Consider the following 14,618-nt stretch of genomic DNA (forward strand, 5'->3'; position numbering starts at 1 on the left):
GGCGCCCGCAGCGTCCGCCCCTCCCCAGCGGCGTCGGCTGCTGATTCCGGTGGATCGGGCCCTCCCCGGCCCGATCACCGTCCCCCTCTTATTCGGACCTCGGCTACTGGCAGTAGTCGAAGGTGCCGAGCTCGGTGCGACCGTCCTTGATCAGGTAGCTGGTCGCGTACAGGTCGGTCGCGGCGACCGGGTTCTCACCGTCGGGCGCGAGCCACTCGACCTCCTGGATGACCAGGTAGGCGTTGGGGTCGTTGCGCAGGACGTCCACCTTGGTGTCGTCCATATCGGCGGCCTTGGTGTCGGTGGCCTTGCCGGTCTCCCACTCGCCTGCCACGGCGAGGGTGCCCTGGGCGGCGTCGACGACCACCGTGCGGTAGCGGATCTGCTGGTTCTCACCGGGCAGGTAGCCGGGCTGGGCGTAGACAACCGGCGAGTCGATCTCGATCCGGATCTTGTCGTTCTTGTGCGTGCAGGTGGCCTGTCCGGTGACGGCGGCGCCCGGAACGCCTTCGGTGGCGGCCGATGCGGTGCCCGCACCGAGAACGAGGGCGGTGGTCGTGGTGGCGAGAGCGAGGGCGGTGGTCAGCTTGCCGATCATCGTCGTTACGTCCTGTTCGGGGTTTCGGTCTGTTCTTTCCGGTGTGTTCCGGTGTTGACACAAACAATGCCGCCCCCGGCTTGGCGCGCCCTTAAGAAGAACTTGCAGCCCGGCAATCCCCGCTCGAGCGGCTCCGATCGGCGAAACTGGACCAGTTTGCGGCGCGGGTGCTCGTTTCGCGCCATGATGGAAGTACGGCAAGAAGATTGGGAGAGCGTCGATGGAAACCGTGGTCGTCTGGATGCTGGCCTGCGTGATCTACTGGTTCGGTCTGCTCTAGGACCCTGCGGTACCGCTGGACAGAAAAAGATCCGCCCCTGACCGGAATGGTCAGGGGCGGAATGCTTTTCGAGGAGCCGAGGGTCAGCCGTTGCCGTTGAGACCGGCCCGCACGCCCTCCTCGACGCGCTTGCCGAGCTCGCTGTCGACGTTCTTCCAGTACTCGAAGACCCGGCTCAGCACCGGCTCCTGCACACCGCCGAGCACATGGCCGACGATATTGCTCACCAACCGGTCGCGCTGCTCATCGTTGAGCACCTCGCGCACCAGAATGCCGGGCTGGACGAAATCGCCGTCCTCGGCATGCTGGATGTAGCCCGCGCGCACGGCCTTGCCGTCGAACTCCCAGGCGCCGCCGTCACCGGCCAGTTCCGGATCGGCGTGCGGGCCGCCGTAGGAGTTCGGCGCGTACACCGGCACCTCCGGCTCGTTGAAGTGGTACCGCATCGCGCCTTCCTTGGAGTAGGAGTTGACCTCCGCGGCGCGCGGTGCGTTCGGCGGCAGCTGCGCGTAGTTGGTGCCGATGCGGTAGCGGTGCGCGTCGGCGTAGGCGAAGACGCGGCCGAGCAGCATCTTGTCCGGCGAGAACCCGATGCCGGGGACGATGTTCGACGGCTCGAACGCGGCCTGCTCGATCTCGACGAAGAAGTTGCGCGGATTGCGGTTCAGCGTCCACTTGCCGACCTCGATCAGCGGGTAGTCCTTCTTGGACCAGACCTTGGTGAGGTCGAACGGATTGAACCGGTAGGTCTCGGCCTCGGCGACCGGCATGATCTGCACGTAGACCGTCCAGCTCGGGAAGTCCCCGCGCTCGATCGCGTCCCACAGATCCTTGCGATGCAGGTCGGGGTCGGTGCCGGCGAGGCGGTCGGCCTCGGCCTGGGTGAGGAAGTCCTGGCCCTGGTCGGTGCGGAAGTGGTACTTCACCCACACCCGCTCACCTTCGGCGTTGATCCACTGGTAGGTGTGCGAGCCGTAGCCGTTCATGTGCCGGTAGCTCTTCGGGATGCCGCGGTCGCCCATCAGCCAGGTGACCTGATGCGCCGATTCCGGGCGCAGGGTCCAGAAGTCCCACTGCATGTTGTGGTCACGCAGGCCGGAGCCCGGCAGCCGCTTCTGCGAGCGGATGAAATCGGGGAACTTGATGGAGTCCTTGATGAAGAAGACCGGCGTGTTGTTGCCGACGAGGTCGTAATTGCCGTCCTCGGTGTAGAACTTGATCGCGAAACCGCGCGGGTCACGCCAGGTGTCGGGGCTGCCCTGCTCACCGGCGACGGTGGAGAAGCGCACCAGCGATTCGGTGCGCGCGCCGGGCTGGAACAGCTTGGCCTTGGTGTACTTCGCGATCTCCGGGTTGGTCACCACCAGTTCGCCGTACGCGCCCGAGCCCTTGGCGTGCACGATGCGTTCCGGCACCCGCTCCCGGTTGAACTGCGCGAGCTTCTCGATCAGATAGTGGTCGTGCAGCAGAACGGGGCCTTGAGTTCCCGCGGTCAGCGATTCGTTGTCGCTTTCGACGGGAATGCCGGTGTTGGTGGTCGTCGGCTTGGTCATAGAAGCCTCCTCGGCTGGTCAACGGACCCGGGTGGGCTGACCCGGGACTGTCGGGGTGTCGGCCGTCGGTCCGGACGGCAGTTCGGGCACAGGCCCCAGAACACGACCTCCGCCTCATCGATGGCGAAACCGTGTTCGTCATCGGGTTGCAGGCAGGGGGCGCTGCCCACGACACAGTCCACGTCCACGACCGTGCCGCAGTTTCTGCACACCAGGTGGTGATGGTTGTCGCCGGTCCTGGCCTCGTAGAGCGCCGCCGACCCGGCTGGCTCGATGCGCCGCAGGATGCCGGCGCGGACGCAGGCGTGCAGCACGTCGTAGACGGCCTGGGTGGAGACCGAGCCCAGCTGTTGCCGGACGGTGACGGCGACGGTGTCGGCGTCGGAATGCGGGCGAGCCGCAACCGCGTCGAGCACCGCTACCCGCGGGGCGGTGACCCGCAGACCGGCCGCGCGCAACTGCTCGCGGGGATCGGCGCCGTCGGTGTGCATACTTCGAGTCTCCACCTTTTCTGGAATTAGTCAAGAAAATAACTGGTGGGTTGCCGAACTGCGGTGCGTGGCCAAGTGTAGTGCCGCGCGTCACATCTTCGGCCCGGAATAGTTCCCCTCCGCGCCTCGTTGAACCCCGCTGTCGGCATCCGAGCAGCCCCGGGCCTCACCCCTCTGTCGCTACGAGCGACCACTCGCCGAGAGGCGCTTGCCGGGTGCCGATATCAGTGGTGACGTCGGCGTGGGCGTCCCGCGACTCGACGCCGCCAGGTCCCCGACCTGGCGGCGTTTCGCATATACCGGCCGCGACCGGCCCGCGGCGCTAACCTGATCCGCATGGGGCGTTTCGGTGGACTCCTCGTAGGGGTCACGGCGGTTGCACTGGTTGCTGGGCACGTCTTCGCCGCGTCCGCGGCAGCGGCGCCACCCACCACCACTCAGGCACAGTGCTCGGTGACCTCGGGACGGCAACTCGAACGCGCCGAACCCGAAGCGGTAGGGCTGGATTCGCAACGCCTGGCCGAGGCCCTGAACTTCGCGAGCACCCGGAATCGGTTGAACGTCCAGGTCTTCCGGCACAACTGCCTCATCGGTGAAGGCCCGACCAACGCCCAGACCGGCAATGTGGCCTGGAACGTCTGGAGCGTCACCAAGAGCATTGTCTCCCTGCTCGCCGGAATCGCCTCGGATCAGGGGAAACTCGATATCTCGGACCCGATCGGACGGTACCTGCCCGCCGGACTCGGCGACGCGCAACGGCGCTCGATCACCGTCGAAGATCTGCTGACGGAATCGTCGGGCATGCGTGTCGGCGTGGTCACCGAAGGCATCACCGGGGTGATCCCGCTCGACCCGAACAGCGCGGTGCAGGCCCTCGGTGTGCCGCTGGATCATGAGCCGGGCACCGTATTCAGTTACAGCCAGCGCAATGTCGACCTGCTGGCGTACGTGCTGGAGCTGGCCGTCGGCGAACCGCTGCAACAGTTCGCGCAGCGCGAATTGTTCGACCCGCTCGGCATCGAGCGCGGCGACTACTACTGGGCCCGCGACCGAGCAGGCCACACCTACGGGTACGCGCACCTGATGATCCCACCCAACGATCTGGCCAAGCTCGGACTGCTCGTGGCCAACGACGGGCGTTGGGGTACAACACAACTCGTCTCTCGCAGCTATCTGGACGCGGCGCGCTCTCCGTCGGCGACCAATCACTGCTACGGGTACCTGTTCTGGCTCGGCCCCGCCTGCGCGGAGAACGCCGACTTCCTGCCGCCGGACATGTATTCCATGGCAGGCATGGGCATGCAGAACGTCTTCGTCTTCCCCAGCCAGGATCTGACCGTGGTGTGGACCGGGATGTTCGGCAACGTCAGCAAGTACGGACCGTCCGGCGTCGTGCAGAACACGGCCGAACTGCCGCACGAATTCTTCCGCAGGCTGTTCGCCGCCTTCCACGAACCGCCGGTGCCCGATCCCGGTCCCTACGTCGAACCTCCGTTGACGCTTGACCCGAATGCGTTCATCGACAGCGATATCCTGCTGGCCATCGTCGGGGTCGGGCCGTCGGCCTATCCGGGCTGCAACGTTTTCGCCTGCCTCAACCAGCCGCTGCGCCCGCCCTTCAGCGACGCGCCACCCGGCTGCGCCATCCTGGCCTGCCTCGGCCCCGACCCGCGCACACCGGGCATCCGCTGACGAGACGAGCCCGGCCGCCGCTGGACAGCGACGGCCGGGCTCGTTCGGGAAAAGTATTCGCTCAGCGGTCGGCGAGCAGGACTTCCGCGATCTGAATGGTGTTGAGCGCGGCGCCCTTACGCAGATTGTCACCGGAGATGAACAGCGCGAGACCGCGACCGTCGGGCACACCGGGATCCTGCCGGATCCGGCCGACCAGCGACTCGTCGTGACCGGCCGCCTGCAACGGAGTAGGCACGTCGACCAGCTTCACACCGGGCGCCTTGGCCAGGATCTCCTTGGCCTGCGCCACCGACAGCGGCTGATCGAATTCGGCGTTCACCGACAGCGAGTGCCCGGTGAACACCGGAACGCGCACGCAGGTACCGCTGACCAGCAGGTCGGGCAGGCCGAGGATCTTACGGCTCTCATTGCGCAGCTTCTGATCCTCGTCGGTCTCGCCGGAGCCGTCGTCGACCAGCGAACCCGCCAGCGGCAGCACATTGAACGCGATCGGCGCGATGTACTTGTTCGGCGCGGGGAAATCGACCGCACCACCGTCGTGGGTGAGCTTCTCGGCGTCGTCGATCACCGCGCGCGCCTGCGAGGCCAGCTCCTCCACACCGGCCAGGCCGCTACCGGACACCGCCTGGTAGCTGGAGACGACGAGCCTGCGCAGACCGGCGATCTCGTGCAGCGGCTTGAGCACCGGCATCGCGGCCATGGTGGTGCAGTTGGGGTTGGCGATGATGCCCTTGACCAGGTTGCGGGTCTGCTCCGGGTTCACCTCGCTGACCACCAGCGGCACCTCGGGGTCCTTGCGCCAGGCCGAGGAGTTGTCGATCACGGTGACACCGGCGGCGGCGAAACGCGGCGCCTGCACCCGCGACATCGTCGCGCCCGCGGAGAACAGCGCGATATCGAGCCCGGACGGATCGGCGGTCTCGGTGTCTTCCACCACGATCTCACCGCCACGCCACGGCAGCTTCTTACCGGCGGACCTGGCCGAGGCGAAGAAACGCACCTCGTCGGCCGGGAAGTTGCGCTCCTCCAGCAGCTTGCGCATGACGGCGCCGACCTGTCCGGTCGCGCCGACCACTCCAACGCGTACACCCATTTTTATCGCCCCGTTCCGGCGTGGACGACGGCGACCTCGTCGCCGCCGAGATCGAATGCCCGGTGCAGCACCTTGACCGCCTCGTCGAGCTGGGATTCGGCGACCAGCACCGAGATGCGGATCTCCGAGGTCGAGATCAGGTCGATATTGACGCCTGCCTCGGCCAGCGATTCGCAGAACGTCGCGGTGACACCCGGATGGGACTTCATGCCGGCGCCGACGAGGGAGACCTTGCCGATGTTCTCATCGGAGCGGACCTCGGAGAAGCCGATCTCGGCCTTGCGCTCGGTGAGGATCTGCACCGCGCGGACCAGTTCGGTCTTGGGCAAGGTGAAGGTGATGTCGGTCTTGCCGGTCTCCACCTCGGAGACGTTCTGCAACACCATGTCGATATTGATTTCCGCGTCGGCGACCGCCCGGAACACCTTGGCGGCGTAGCCCGGTTCGTCCGGCAGGCCGACGACAGTCACCTTGGCCTCGCTGCGATCGTGCGCAACGCCGGTCAGGATTGCCTGCTCCATCGGGATGTCCTCCATCGATCCGTAAACGGTGGTGCCCACCTTGTCGGTGTACGACGAGCGCACATGCACGGGCACGTTGTAGCGCCGCGCGTACTCCACACAACGCAGCATCAAGACTTTCGAGCCGCACGCGGCCATCTCCAGCATCTCCTCGTAGGAGACCTGCTCGAGCTTCTGCGCGTCGGACACGATCCGCGGGTCGGCGGTGAAGATGCCGTCGACGTCGGTGTAGATCTCGCAGACATCGGCCTTCAGCGCCGCGGCCAGCGCGACCGCGGTGGTGTCGGAGCCGCCGCGCCCGAGGGTGGTGACGTCCTTGCTGTCCTGGCTCACGCCCTGGAAGCCGGCGACCAGCACGATCAGGCCGTCATCGAGGGCTTCCCGGAGCCGGCCGGGGGTGACGTCGATGATCTTGGCCTTGCCGTGCGCGCCGGTGGTGATGACACCGGCCTGGGAGCCGGTGAACGAGCGCGCTTCCTCGCCGAGGGCGTGGATGGCCATCGCGACCAGGGCGTTGGAGATGCGCTCACCCGAGGTGAGCAGCATGTCCATTTCGCGTGCCGGGGGTTCCGGGGAGACCTGCTGGGCGAGATCGAGCAGCTCGTCGGTGGTATCGCCCATGGCCGAGCAGACCACGACCACCTCGTGCCCCTGCTTCTTCGTTTCGACGATCCGTTCAGCGACGCGCCGGATACGCTCGGCCGACGAGACCGAGGATCCTCCGTACTTCTGAACAACGAGAGCCACGACAGGGTCCTCCCAGATCGACGAAAAGCTTATTCCGGTGATTCAGCGTACCGGCCCGCATCCAGCGATTTCGGGCCTACCTCCGCGCCTGTGGAAAAGGACACAACCGTGCCGGATCTCGTTTGAGATCGATGCGGACGGGCTATCGCCGCCGGTGATCGGCTTCCGTCGCCGGCCGGCGTCAGGCGCGGGTGAGCCAGGTGACCTGGGTGCCGTTGCCGAACTCGCGCCGCCGGGTGGGAGTGAAGCGCGTGGGCCGGAACGGGCCGTCGAACGCGCGCACGCCCGCGCCCGCCGATACCGGATAGCTCTTGACGACCAGTTCGTCGATCTCATCGAGGAGCGCACCGGCGAGCTTGCCGCCACCGGCCAGCCAGATATCCAGGCCGTCCTCCTGCTTCAACCGGCGTACCAGGCCCACCGGATCGGATTCCACGAGCTCGACGCCCGGATCCTCGATTGTCCCGAGCGTGCTGGACACGACGTACTGGCGCAGCTGCGGATACGGGCTGGTGATGCCGACGGCCAGGCCGGGCTCATAGGTGCCCCGGCCCATCACGAGAGTATCGAAATGTTTGCCGGACGTACCTTCGGCGACGCCGAAATGCGGCCAGACGTGGGCGGGCAGCGTTTCGGGGTAGTCGGCGGCGATCCATTCGGTGAAGTCGGCCGGCAGCGGGAAGAAATCGATGCTGCCGTCGGGGCCGGCGATATAGCCGTCGAGGGTCATGCCGACGTAGTAGACGAGCTTTCGCATGGTGGTCCTGCTTTCTCTTGGGTGGGCGGGGTCAGGCGCGCGAGTACCAGGTGACCTGGTTGCCGCCGTCGAATTCCTTGCGCCGGACCGGGGTGAACAGCGTCGGGTCGAAGGCACCGGCGAAGGCGGGGATGCCGGCGCCCGCGACGATCGGATAGCTCTTGATGATCAGCTCGTCGATCTCGCCGACCAGCGTGCCGGCGAGCTTGCCGCCTCCGCAGAGCCAGATATCGAGGCCGTCGGCGCGCTTCAACTGCCGCACCAGCGCGACCGGATCGCCGGGCACCACCTCGATGGCCGGGTCGGCATCCGGTGCGAGGGTCGAGGAGAAGACGTATTGCTTCAAGTGCGCGAACGGGTTGGCCTCGCCGACGGCGTAGGTGCCGCGGCCCATCAGCACGGTGTCCCAGTCCTGGTTCGGCGCATCCACCGCCATTCCGATGTGCGGGCGGGCCGCGGTGGGAATCGAGTCCGGGAACTGCCCGCACATCCATTCGGTGTAGGCGTCGCTGCCGGGATAGAAGTCGAACTCGTTGCCGGGGCCCGCGATGTACCCGTCCAGTGAGACGGCGACGTAGTAGACGAGCTTTCGCATATGAACCACCTGAGATGTTGTACTCTGTCTGTAGTGGTTTCAACGTAGTACTACAAACGGAGTGGTGTCAAGGTGAGAACGAATCCGGAGCGCAGACAGGCGTTGCTCGACGCGGCCATCGAGGTCCTGGCCCGCGAGGGCGCGCGGGGACTGACCTTTCGCGCGGTCGACAAGGAGGCCGGCGTGCCCGCGGGTACCGCATCGAACTATTTCGCCAACCGCGACGACCTGATGACCCAGACCGGCAGCCGGTTCTACGAGCGCCTCGAACCGAGCGCGGCGATGATGGCCAAGCTCGGCGGGCCGAAGACGAAGGAGACCATCACCGAGCTGATGACCGACGTGGTCGACCGGCTGGAGACCTTCCGCACCGGCTACCTCGCGCTACTGGAACTGCGCCTGGAGGCGACCCGGCGGCCAGAACTGCGCGAGGTGCTCACCGAGCGCGTGCGCGCCGATATCGAATTCAACGTCCGCAATCACATCGACTCCGGCATGCCGGGCGACGAGGACACCGTTCTACTGCTGTATCTGGCGCTGAATTGGCTGATCGTGGACCGGCTCACGCTGCCGGGCATCTTCACCGAAGAACAGAGCAAGCATCTGATCGAAACCGCCGTCGCTCGCGCCATAGCAGAGCGGGACGGGTTGTGATGTGCACCACGGTCCCCGATAATGGGAGCCATGATGGCGAACGTCGGAGATCGGCTCCATGTGCACGGTCACATCGTGGGCGACCATGATCATCTCGGCGAGATCGTCGAGGTGCGCGGACCCAACGGGTCACCCCCGTATATCGTGCGTTTCGAGGACGGACACGAGTCGCTGGTGTACCCCGGACCCGACGCGACAGTGGAGCCACCGGGCTCGAACTGAACGTCACAATTCGGTCACCGCACGCCCGCAGATCGGCCGCCGGCCAACCGTATAGCTACCTACGCCACCGTAGGCGCAGTGTTGACGATCACTGTGCCGCTGGGCACAATCGGCGCGTTGGTAATGCGGGGGTGCGGAGGTAAGACATGCGTACGAAGACCGATATCCGATTCGTCGTCGACACCGACCCCGCCCAGGTCATGGACGCATTGGCGGCGGTGGAAATGCTCCCGGATTGGTCGTCGGCCTACACCGATGCCCGCGTCGCCACCCGCGATGAGGAAGGCAGGCCGCGCCGGGTCTTCGTCAAGGCGGAAATGCTCGGCAGCTCCGATCTCCAGGTCCTGGAATATGACTGGGACGGCAACCGCTCGGCCTGGGAGGTCGTCGACAGCACTCGCGGCGTCAAGGGCGGGGGCTTCTTCGAGGTTAGCGAATCCGACGAGGGCACCCACGTCTGGTACCACAACGAGTTGTACCTGCCCATTCCGGTTCCCGGCTTCCTGCTCAAGCGTTCCGTGCGCCGCGCGAACGAGGCGATGGTCGAGACGTTCATCGAGTTCGCCGAACGATTTCCCGAAACGGAGACGTTTCAAACCGCTTGATGACTGAGCCCGCTCATCCGGCGGGCAGCGCGGGCCCCGGCCTGCCACGATGTCATCCATGATCGGATCCAAACGAGCCCGGCTACAGCCGATGGCCGAGGGCTCCTCGGTGACCCAGCTCGAACTGTTCTTCGACCTGGTCCTGGTCTTTGCGTTCACGATGGTCACCGACCTCGCCGCCGAGGACACCAGCGCGAAGAACCTGCTGCGCGCGCTGCTGTGCCTGGCCCTGATGTGGTGGCTGTGGATCGCCTACTCCTGGCTGGGCAATCTGGTCCGGGCCGACGAGGGCATCGCCCGAGTGGCCATCTTCGTGGCGATGGGCGGCGCGTTCATCGCCGCGCTCACCATTCCCGAAGCCTTCGACGACCTGGAAGGCGGCTGGTTCGGGCCGCTGGTGTTCGCCATCGCGTACCTGGTCGTGCGACTGGTGCATCTGGTGATGATGTGGCTGGCCGCCGCGGGCGATGCGAAGCTGCGCGCGCAGATCTTGCGGTGGGCGCTGGGGTCGATCACCCTCGGCACCACCCTGCTCGTCGTCGCGGCGCTGACCGAAGGCCGGGTGCAGATCGCGCTGTGGATCGCGGCGATCGCCGGCGATTGGCTGTGGACCCGGTTCGCGGGCACCGAATGGCGGCTCGCCTCGGCCAGCCACTATTCCGAACGCTATGGGCTGATCATCATCGTCGCGCTCGGCGAGTCGATCGTCTCCATCGGCATCGGCGTCTCGGGGCTACCCATCTCGTGGCCGATCACGCTCGCCTCGATGCTCGGCCTGGCCATCTCCGGGTTGCTGTGGTGGGCCTACTTCGACGTCGCCGCGCTGACCGTCGAGCATGCGCTGGCGCAGGCCACCGGCGCACGGCAGATCAAGATCGCCCAAATGTGCTACATGTACTGGCATTTCCCGATGATCGCCGGCGTCATCGGGCTGTCACTCGGCCTGAAGAAGGTGCTGTACTACGTCGGCGACGCCTCCGCGCACACCCTCAGCGACGCCCTCTACGGCATTCCGCTCGGCGCGCTCTACGGCGGTGTGGCGCTGTATCTCGTCGGATTGGTCGGGTTCAAGCAGTACGCGACCGGCAATCTCTCGGTCGCCCGGATCGTCACGGTGGTGGTGCTGGTGGCATTGACTCCGCTGGCTTCCGCACTCCCCGCCCTTGCCGCGTTGACGATGCTGTTCGCCGTGCTGGCCGCGCTGATCAGCTGGGAAACCGTCCGCCACGCCGGAGCGCGCGATCAGATCCGGCATGCCGTTACCGAATGATTCTTGCGCGGGTCAGCGCGGGAAGTGGTGGCGCACAGTGTGTTCCAGTGGCGTCGGACCGTAGGCCGAGGGCGGCACCTTCACCCCGTTGCTCAACGCGTCACGAATCTGGTCGATGTTCTCCCGCAGCAGATCCGAGACGAGTTCGTCGGTGCGCGGATCGTCGAGGAACTGGAACAGGATCCGGAAGACGGTATCGGCGACCAGCCGGATGATGTCGTCGTGGAACGGCAGGTAGCGGACCCGGCCCGCCTGCGGATCGTTCTTGATCAACTCCACGATCATCTCGTCGAGTTCCTTGCGGTTCTCCTCCAGTGCCGCGGCGATGTTCTGGGTGTAGTGGCCCGCGCGCAGGGCGTGGGCCACCTCGTCGAGCACGGCCATGGTCACCGGCTTCTTGATCGTCTCGACAATGGTGCCGACCGAGCGATTGACCACCGCGGCGGTGACCCGGTCGCCGAAGACCCGGTCGGCTACCCGGGCCAGCCGCACCAGGATCACCACGATCCGCAGCAGCCGGAAGCCACGCAGCCACGGGCTGGTCACCGGGATCATGCCGAGCACTTCGTACCAGTAGATGAACGGGAACGTCCACGGCCAGCCGGCGCGATGCCACCGCCAGAGGAACTCGACGGCGAAGATCGCGCAGATGGTGTAGTCGGCGATCACGATGGCGCGGTAGGCCTGATCGGAGACCTCGAAGAAGGTGATCCAGCCGACCAGCACCACCGAGACGATGGCCAGCCCGAGCATCAGGAAATCGGTCCACAGCGTGGGCGGTTTGCGCGGGTACTCGCCGGGTCCGGGCACCTCGCCGGATTCATAGCCGGTGGGCGACGCTACTGCCACGTGAGGATCCCTTCGATACCGAACAACCCAGCCGACGGTAATACCGCGCCGGGTCGCCCGCGCTGATTTCGCGGTTCGTGGCGGCGCGTCAGCGTCCGGCGCGGATGATGGCCTCGATATTGCGTTCGGCCAGCGCGGTGATGGTCAGCGACGGGTTGACCGTCGCGGTGCTGCCGGGGATCGCCGCGCCGTCCATGACGTAGAGCCCGGGATGGCCGTGCACCCGGCCGTACCCGTCGGTGGCCCGGCCCAGCACGGCACCGCCCAGCGGATGCGCGGTGAACAGCGCGTTGGCGTCGTAGCCGAGGGCGCTGTATTCGACCAGCGCGCCCGCGCGTTCGGCGATCCTGCGGTCGACGGCGCGGGCGGCGGCCACCGTGTCGTCGCGGTTGCGCGTCGACCAGCTCAGCCCGACCGAATCCGTCCCGCGGTCGTATCCCATCCGGGTGCGGGTCGGGTCGAGCACCATGCCGAGCGAGGCCAGCGCGCCGGTTTCGAACGGGATGCCAGGGATGTACCAGTTCTCCAGGGTGAGCGGCACCGCGGAGTCGTCGTAGATCCGGCTGGCGCTCGGCACGCCCTGACCGAAGCCGGCGACCGAGCTGGCGCCGCGGGCCAGCACCACATCGCCGTTGGTGCCCCAGCCGTCGCCGATATGTTCGTTGAGGTTGGGCAGGGCGCCGGTGGCCTGGGCGCGGACCAGCAGTTCGGTGCTGCCGATCGAACCCGCGCCGAGGAACAGCTGATCGCAGGTCAGGGTGCGGGTGCGCAGCACATCGCCGGTCGGAGCCAGTTTCGTCACGGTGACCGAATAGCGTCCGCCGCTCTCCTGCGCGATGGAATCGACCCGATGACCGGGGAAGACTCCGCAACGTCCGGTCTGCTCGGCGTAGCGCAGATAGTTCTGATTGAGATCGAATTTCGCGCCGTTGGAATTGCCGAGATTGCTGCGCGCCACCGTCGCCGACGGCCTGCTGCGCCCGGTCAGCTCATCGCGCAGGATGTTCCAGTTGAAGATCGAATCGTTGGGCATCGGCCGGTATCCGGCCTTGCGGACCTGATCGTCCCAGGCGCGCGAATGAGTAAACGGCGCCGAATGGTAGATGTCGGCGGGCATGGCGTCCAGCCGCAGCATCTGCCGCACGCGTGGGTAGTAGACGCGCTCGAGTTCGCCGTAATCGACGACCCCGCCGAAGACATGGTCGAACAGGCTGCGCTCGGGCGCGATCATGACGCCGCTGAACACGATCGAGCCGCCGCCCACCGCGGCCGCCCGCCACACGTCGATCCCCGGGTATTCGGTGACGTCGAGCACCCCGCCGAAACTGGCGAACTGCATCGGCACCTTGGTCACCCCGGTGAAGGAGGTGCGGTGCCAGAAACCGCGGCCGTCGGGCAGGTCGTCGCCGGTGAAGATCTCCCGCCACGGATCATTGGGCCAGCGCGAACCGCGTTCCAGCACCGTGGTGGCGATTCCGGCCTGTGCCAGCCGCAGGGCCGTGGCCGAAGCGCCGAAGCCGGAGCCGACGACGATCGCGGGTGAATGGTCGGCCGGATCGGGTAGCGGCGCGAAGATCTCCGGTACCCATTCGCGGAACAGTGCATCCCAGATCGGATCGGCTTCAGCCGTGACCGCACCGGCCGTCGATCCGAGGACCCCCAGCAATGTCGCCGCACCCACCGCCTCGAGGAAGGCACGCCTATCCACTTCTGCCACCTCCAAATTCACGCGCGCGGCCGGGGGAAGATTACCGGCAATCGCCAATGTTGAACAGCCGCTCTTCACCCGGCCGCACCCGTGACGGAACGATCTTCCTTATATAGAGATCCGCAGAAACGGCTCTGCCATTACCGATCGGTCATGAAGTGAGCAATCGGACCACCGCGACGGTGCCGACGACGACGATCACCGCGCGCAGAACGGTCGGCGACAGCTTGCGTCCGACGCGCGCGCCGAGCTGCCCGCCGATGATGGAACCGGCCGCGATCAGCGCGACCGCCTCCCAGGCGATATCGGCCACCACGATGAAGATCGCCGCCGACACCGCGTTCACCAGCAGCGCGAGCGTGTTCTTCACCGCGTTCAGCCGTTGCAGATCGTCGTGCACGAACACCCCGAGCAGCCCGATCAGCAGCACACCCTGGGCCGCGCCGAAGTAGCCGCCGTAGATGCCGGTGGCGTAGATCGAACCGAACAGCACCGGGCCGCCGTGCTCGGGGGTGTTGTCGGCGTCGCGGCGGCTCTTCACCCAGGCCGCCAGCCGAGGCTGCACCACCACCAGCACCAGGGCGGCGATGATCAGCACCGGCACGATGGCCTTGAACGCCTGTTCCGGCATGGTCAGCAGCGCCACCGCGCCGGTGATCGCGCCCAGCAGCGACGCGACGCCGAGCCGCAGCAGCCGGGCGCCCTGACCGGACAGCTCACGCCGGTACCCGATCACCCCGCTCACCGAGCCGGGCACCAGCCCGACGGTATTCGACACGTTCGCCGTCACCGGCGGATAGCCGATCGCCAGCAGCACCGGAAAGGTGATGAGGGTGCCGGAGCCGACGATGGTGTTGATTCCGCCCGCGGCCACACCGGCCCCGAAGACGGCCAGCTGTTCGAGCCAAGTCATCCATGTTCCTCACGTCCCGTCGGACCGCGGTGGCCCGTACAAGCGCTTTCGGTCCTGGACGCTATCG

Annotated in this window: 15 protein-coding genes; 5 read left to right on the top strand and 10 right to left on the bottom strand. The window is 66.6% G+C overall.

Annotation, left to right across the window (positions count from 1 at the left end):
- Positions 1-103 precede the first annotated feature (103 nt).
- From FEK34_RS10740 to FEK34_RS10750, 3 genes are all read right to left on the bottom strand, one after another.
- Positions 104-598 (bottom strand): hypothetical protein, encoded by a 495-nt coding sequence (locus FEK34_RS10740; protein ID WP_138447709.1) that lies wholly within the window; start codon positions 596-598, stop codon positions 104-106.
- A 363-nt stretch (positions 599-961) separates the two neighbouring features.
- Positions 962-2,431: a catalase gene (locus FEK34_RS10745; RefSeq protein WP_138447710.1), complete on the bottom strand. Its 1,470-nt coding sequence runs from the start codon at positions 2,429-2,431 to the stop codon at positions 962-964.
- The gene (locus FEK34_RS10750; protein ID WP_138447711.1) at positions 2,428-2,922 is read right to left on the bottom strand and encodes a Fur family transcriptional regulator; all 495 of its coding nucleotides are present in this window, start codon (positions 2,920-2,922) and stop codon (positions 2,428-2,430) included. The genes FEK34_RS10745 and FEK34_RS10750 overlap by 4 nt, the downstream gene beginning before the upstream one ends.
- Before the next feature lie 336 nt (positions 2,923-3,258).
- Between FEK34_RS10750 and FEK34_RS10755 the strand changes: the two genes are divergently transcribed.
- Entirely contained in the window at positions 3,259-4,614 is a 1,356-nt protein-coding gene (locus tag FEK34_RS10755; protein WP_138447712.1) for a serine hydrolase domain-containing protein, read from the top strand.
- 61 nt (positions 4,615-4,675) lie between these two features.
- Here FEK34_RS10755 and FEK34_RS10760 read toward each other — a convergent pair whose 3' ends face one another.
- The 4 genes from FEK34_RS10760 to FEK34_RS10775 form a co-directional block, all read right to left on the bottom strand.
- Positions 4,676-5,710: an aspartate-semialdehyde dehydrogenase gene (locus FEK34_RS10760; RefSeq protein WP_138447713.1), complete on the bottom strand. Its 1,035-nt coding sequence runs from the start codon at positions 5,708-5,710 to the stop codon at positions 4,676-4,678.
- A gap of 2 nt (positions 5,711-5,712) precedes the next feature.
- Positions 5,713-6,978, bottom strand: a complete 1,266-nt coding sequence (locus tag FEK34_RS10765; protein WP_138447714.1) for an aspartate kinase — start codon at positions 6,976-6,978, stop codon at positions 5,713-5,715.
- 181 nt (positions 6,979-7,159) lie between these two features.
- Positions 7,160-7,735: a dihydrofolate reductase family protein gene (locus FEK34_RS10770; protein ID WP_138447715.1), complete on the bottom strand. Its 576-nt coding sequence runs from the start codon at positions 7,733-7,735 to the stop codon at positions 7,160-7,162.
- A 31-nt stretch (positions 7,736-7,766) separates the two neighbouring features.
- Positions 7,767-8,330, bottom strand: coding sequence for a dihydrofolate reductase family protein (locus FEK34_RS10775; RefSeq protein ID WP_138447716.1), 564 nt, complete (start codon positions 8,328-8,330; stop codon positions 7,767-7,769).
- Between the two features lie 72 nt (positions 8,331-8,402).
- Here FEK34_RS10775 and FEK34_RS10780 point away from each other — a divergent pair, with 72 nt between their 5' ends.
- The 4 genes from FEK34_RS10780 to FEK34_RS10795 all read left to right on the top strand — a co-directional run bounded on the left by FEK34_RS10780 (position 8,403) and on the right by FEK34_RS10795 (position 11,081).
- Positions 8,403-8,984: a TetR/AcrR family transcriptional regulator gene (locus tag FEK34_RS10780; RefSeq protein ID WP_138447717.1), complete on the top strand. Its 582-nt coding sequence runs from the start codon at positions 8,403-8,405 to the stop codon at positions 8,982-8,984.
- Between the two features lie 30 nt (positions 8,985-9,014).
- Entirely contained in the window at positions 9,015-9,206 is a 192-nt protein-coding gene (locus tag FEK34_RS10785; protein WP_048832581.1) for a DUF1918 domain-containing protein, read from the top strand.
- A 146-nt stretch (positions 9,207-9,352) separates the two neighbouring features.
- Positions 9,353-9,811, top strand: coding sequence for an SRPBCC family protein (locus FEK34_RS10790; protein WP_138447718.1), 459 nt, complete (start codon positions 9,353-9,355; stop codon positions 9,809-9,811).
- A gap of 58 nt (positions 9,812-9,869) precedes the next feature.
- Positions 9,870-11,081 (top strand): low temperature requirement protein A, encoded by a 1,212-nt coding sequence (locus FEK34_RS10795; protein WP_138447719.1) that lies wholly within the window; start codon positions 9,870-9,872, stop codon positions 11,079-11,081.
- Between the two features lie 12 nt (positions 11,082-11,093).
- Here the strand turns inward: FEK34_RS10795 and FEK34_RS10800 are convergent, their stop codons facing one another.
- The 3 genes from FEK34_RS10800 to FEK34_RS10810 form a co-directional block, all read right to left on the bottom strand.
- Entirely contained in the window at positions 11,094-11,930 is an 837-nt protein-coding gene (locus FEK34_RS10800; protein WP_138447720.1) for an ion transporter, read from the bottom strand.
- 88 nt (positions 11,931-12,018) lie between these two features.
- The gene (locus tag FEK34_RS10805) at positions 12,019-13,638 is read right to left on the bottom strand and encodes a GMC oxidoreductase (protein ID WP_138447721.1); all 1,620 of its coding nucleotides are present in this window, start codon (positions 13,636-13,638) and stop codon (positions 12,019-12,021) included.
- Between the two features lie 151 nt (positions 13,639-13,789).
- Positions 13,790-14,551 (bottom strand): sulfite exporter TauE/SafE family protein, encoded by a 762-nt coding sequence (locus FEK34_RS10810; RefSeq protein ID WP_138447722.1) that lies wholly within the window; start codon positions 14,549-14,551, stop codon positions 13,790-13,792.
- Positions 14,552-14,618: the final 67 nt, after the last annotated feature.

This window comes from Nocardia cyriacigeorgica (assembly GCF_005863245.1).
Lineage (GTDB): Bacteria > Actinomycetota > Actinomycetes > Mycobacteriales > Mycobacteriaceae > Nocardia > Nocardia cyriacigeorgica_C.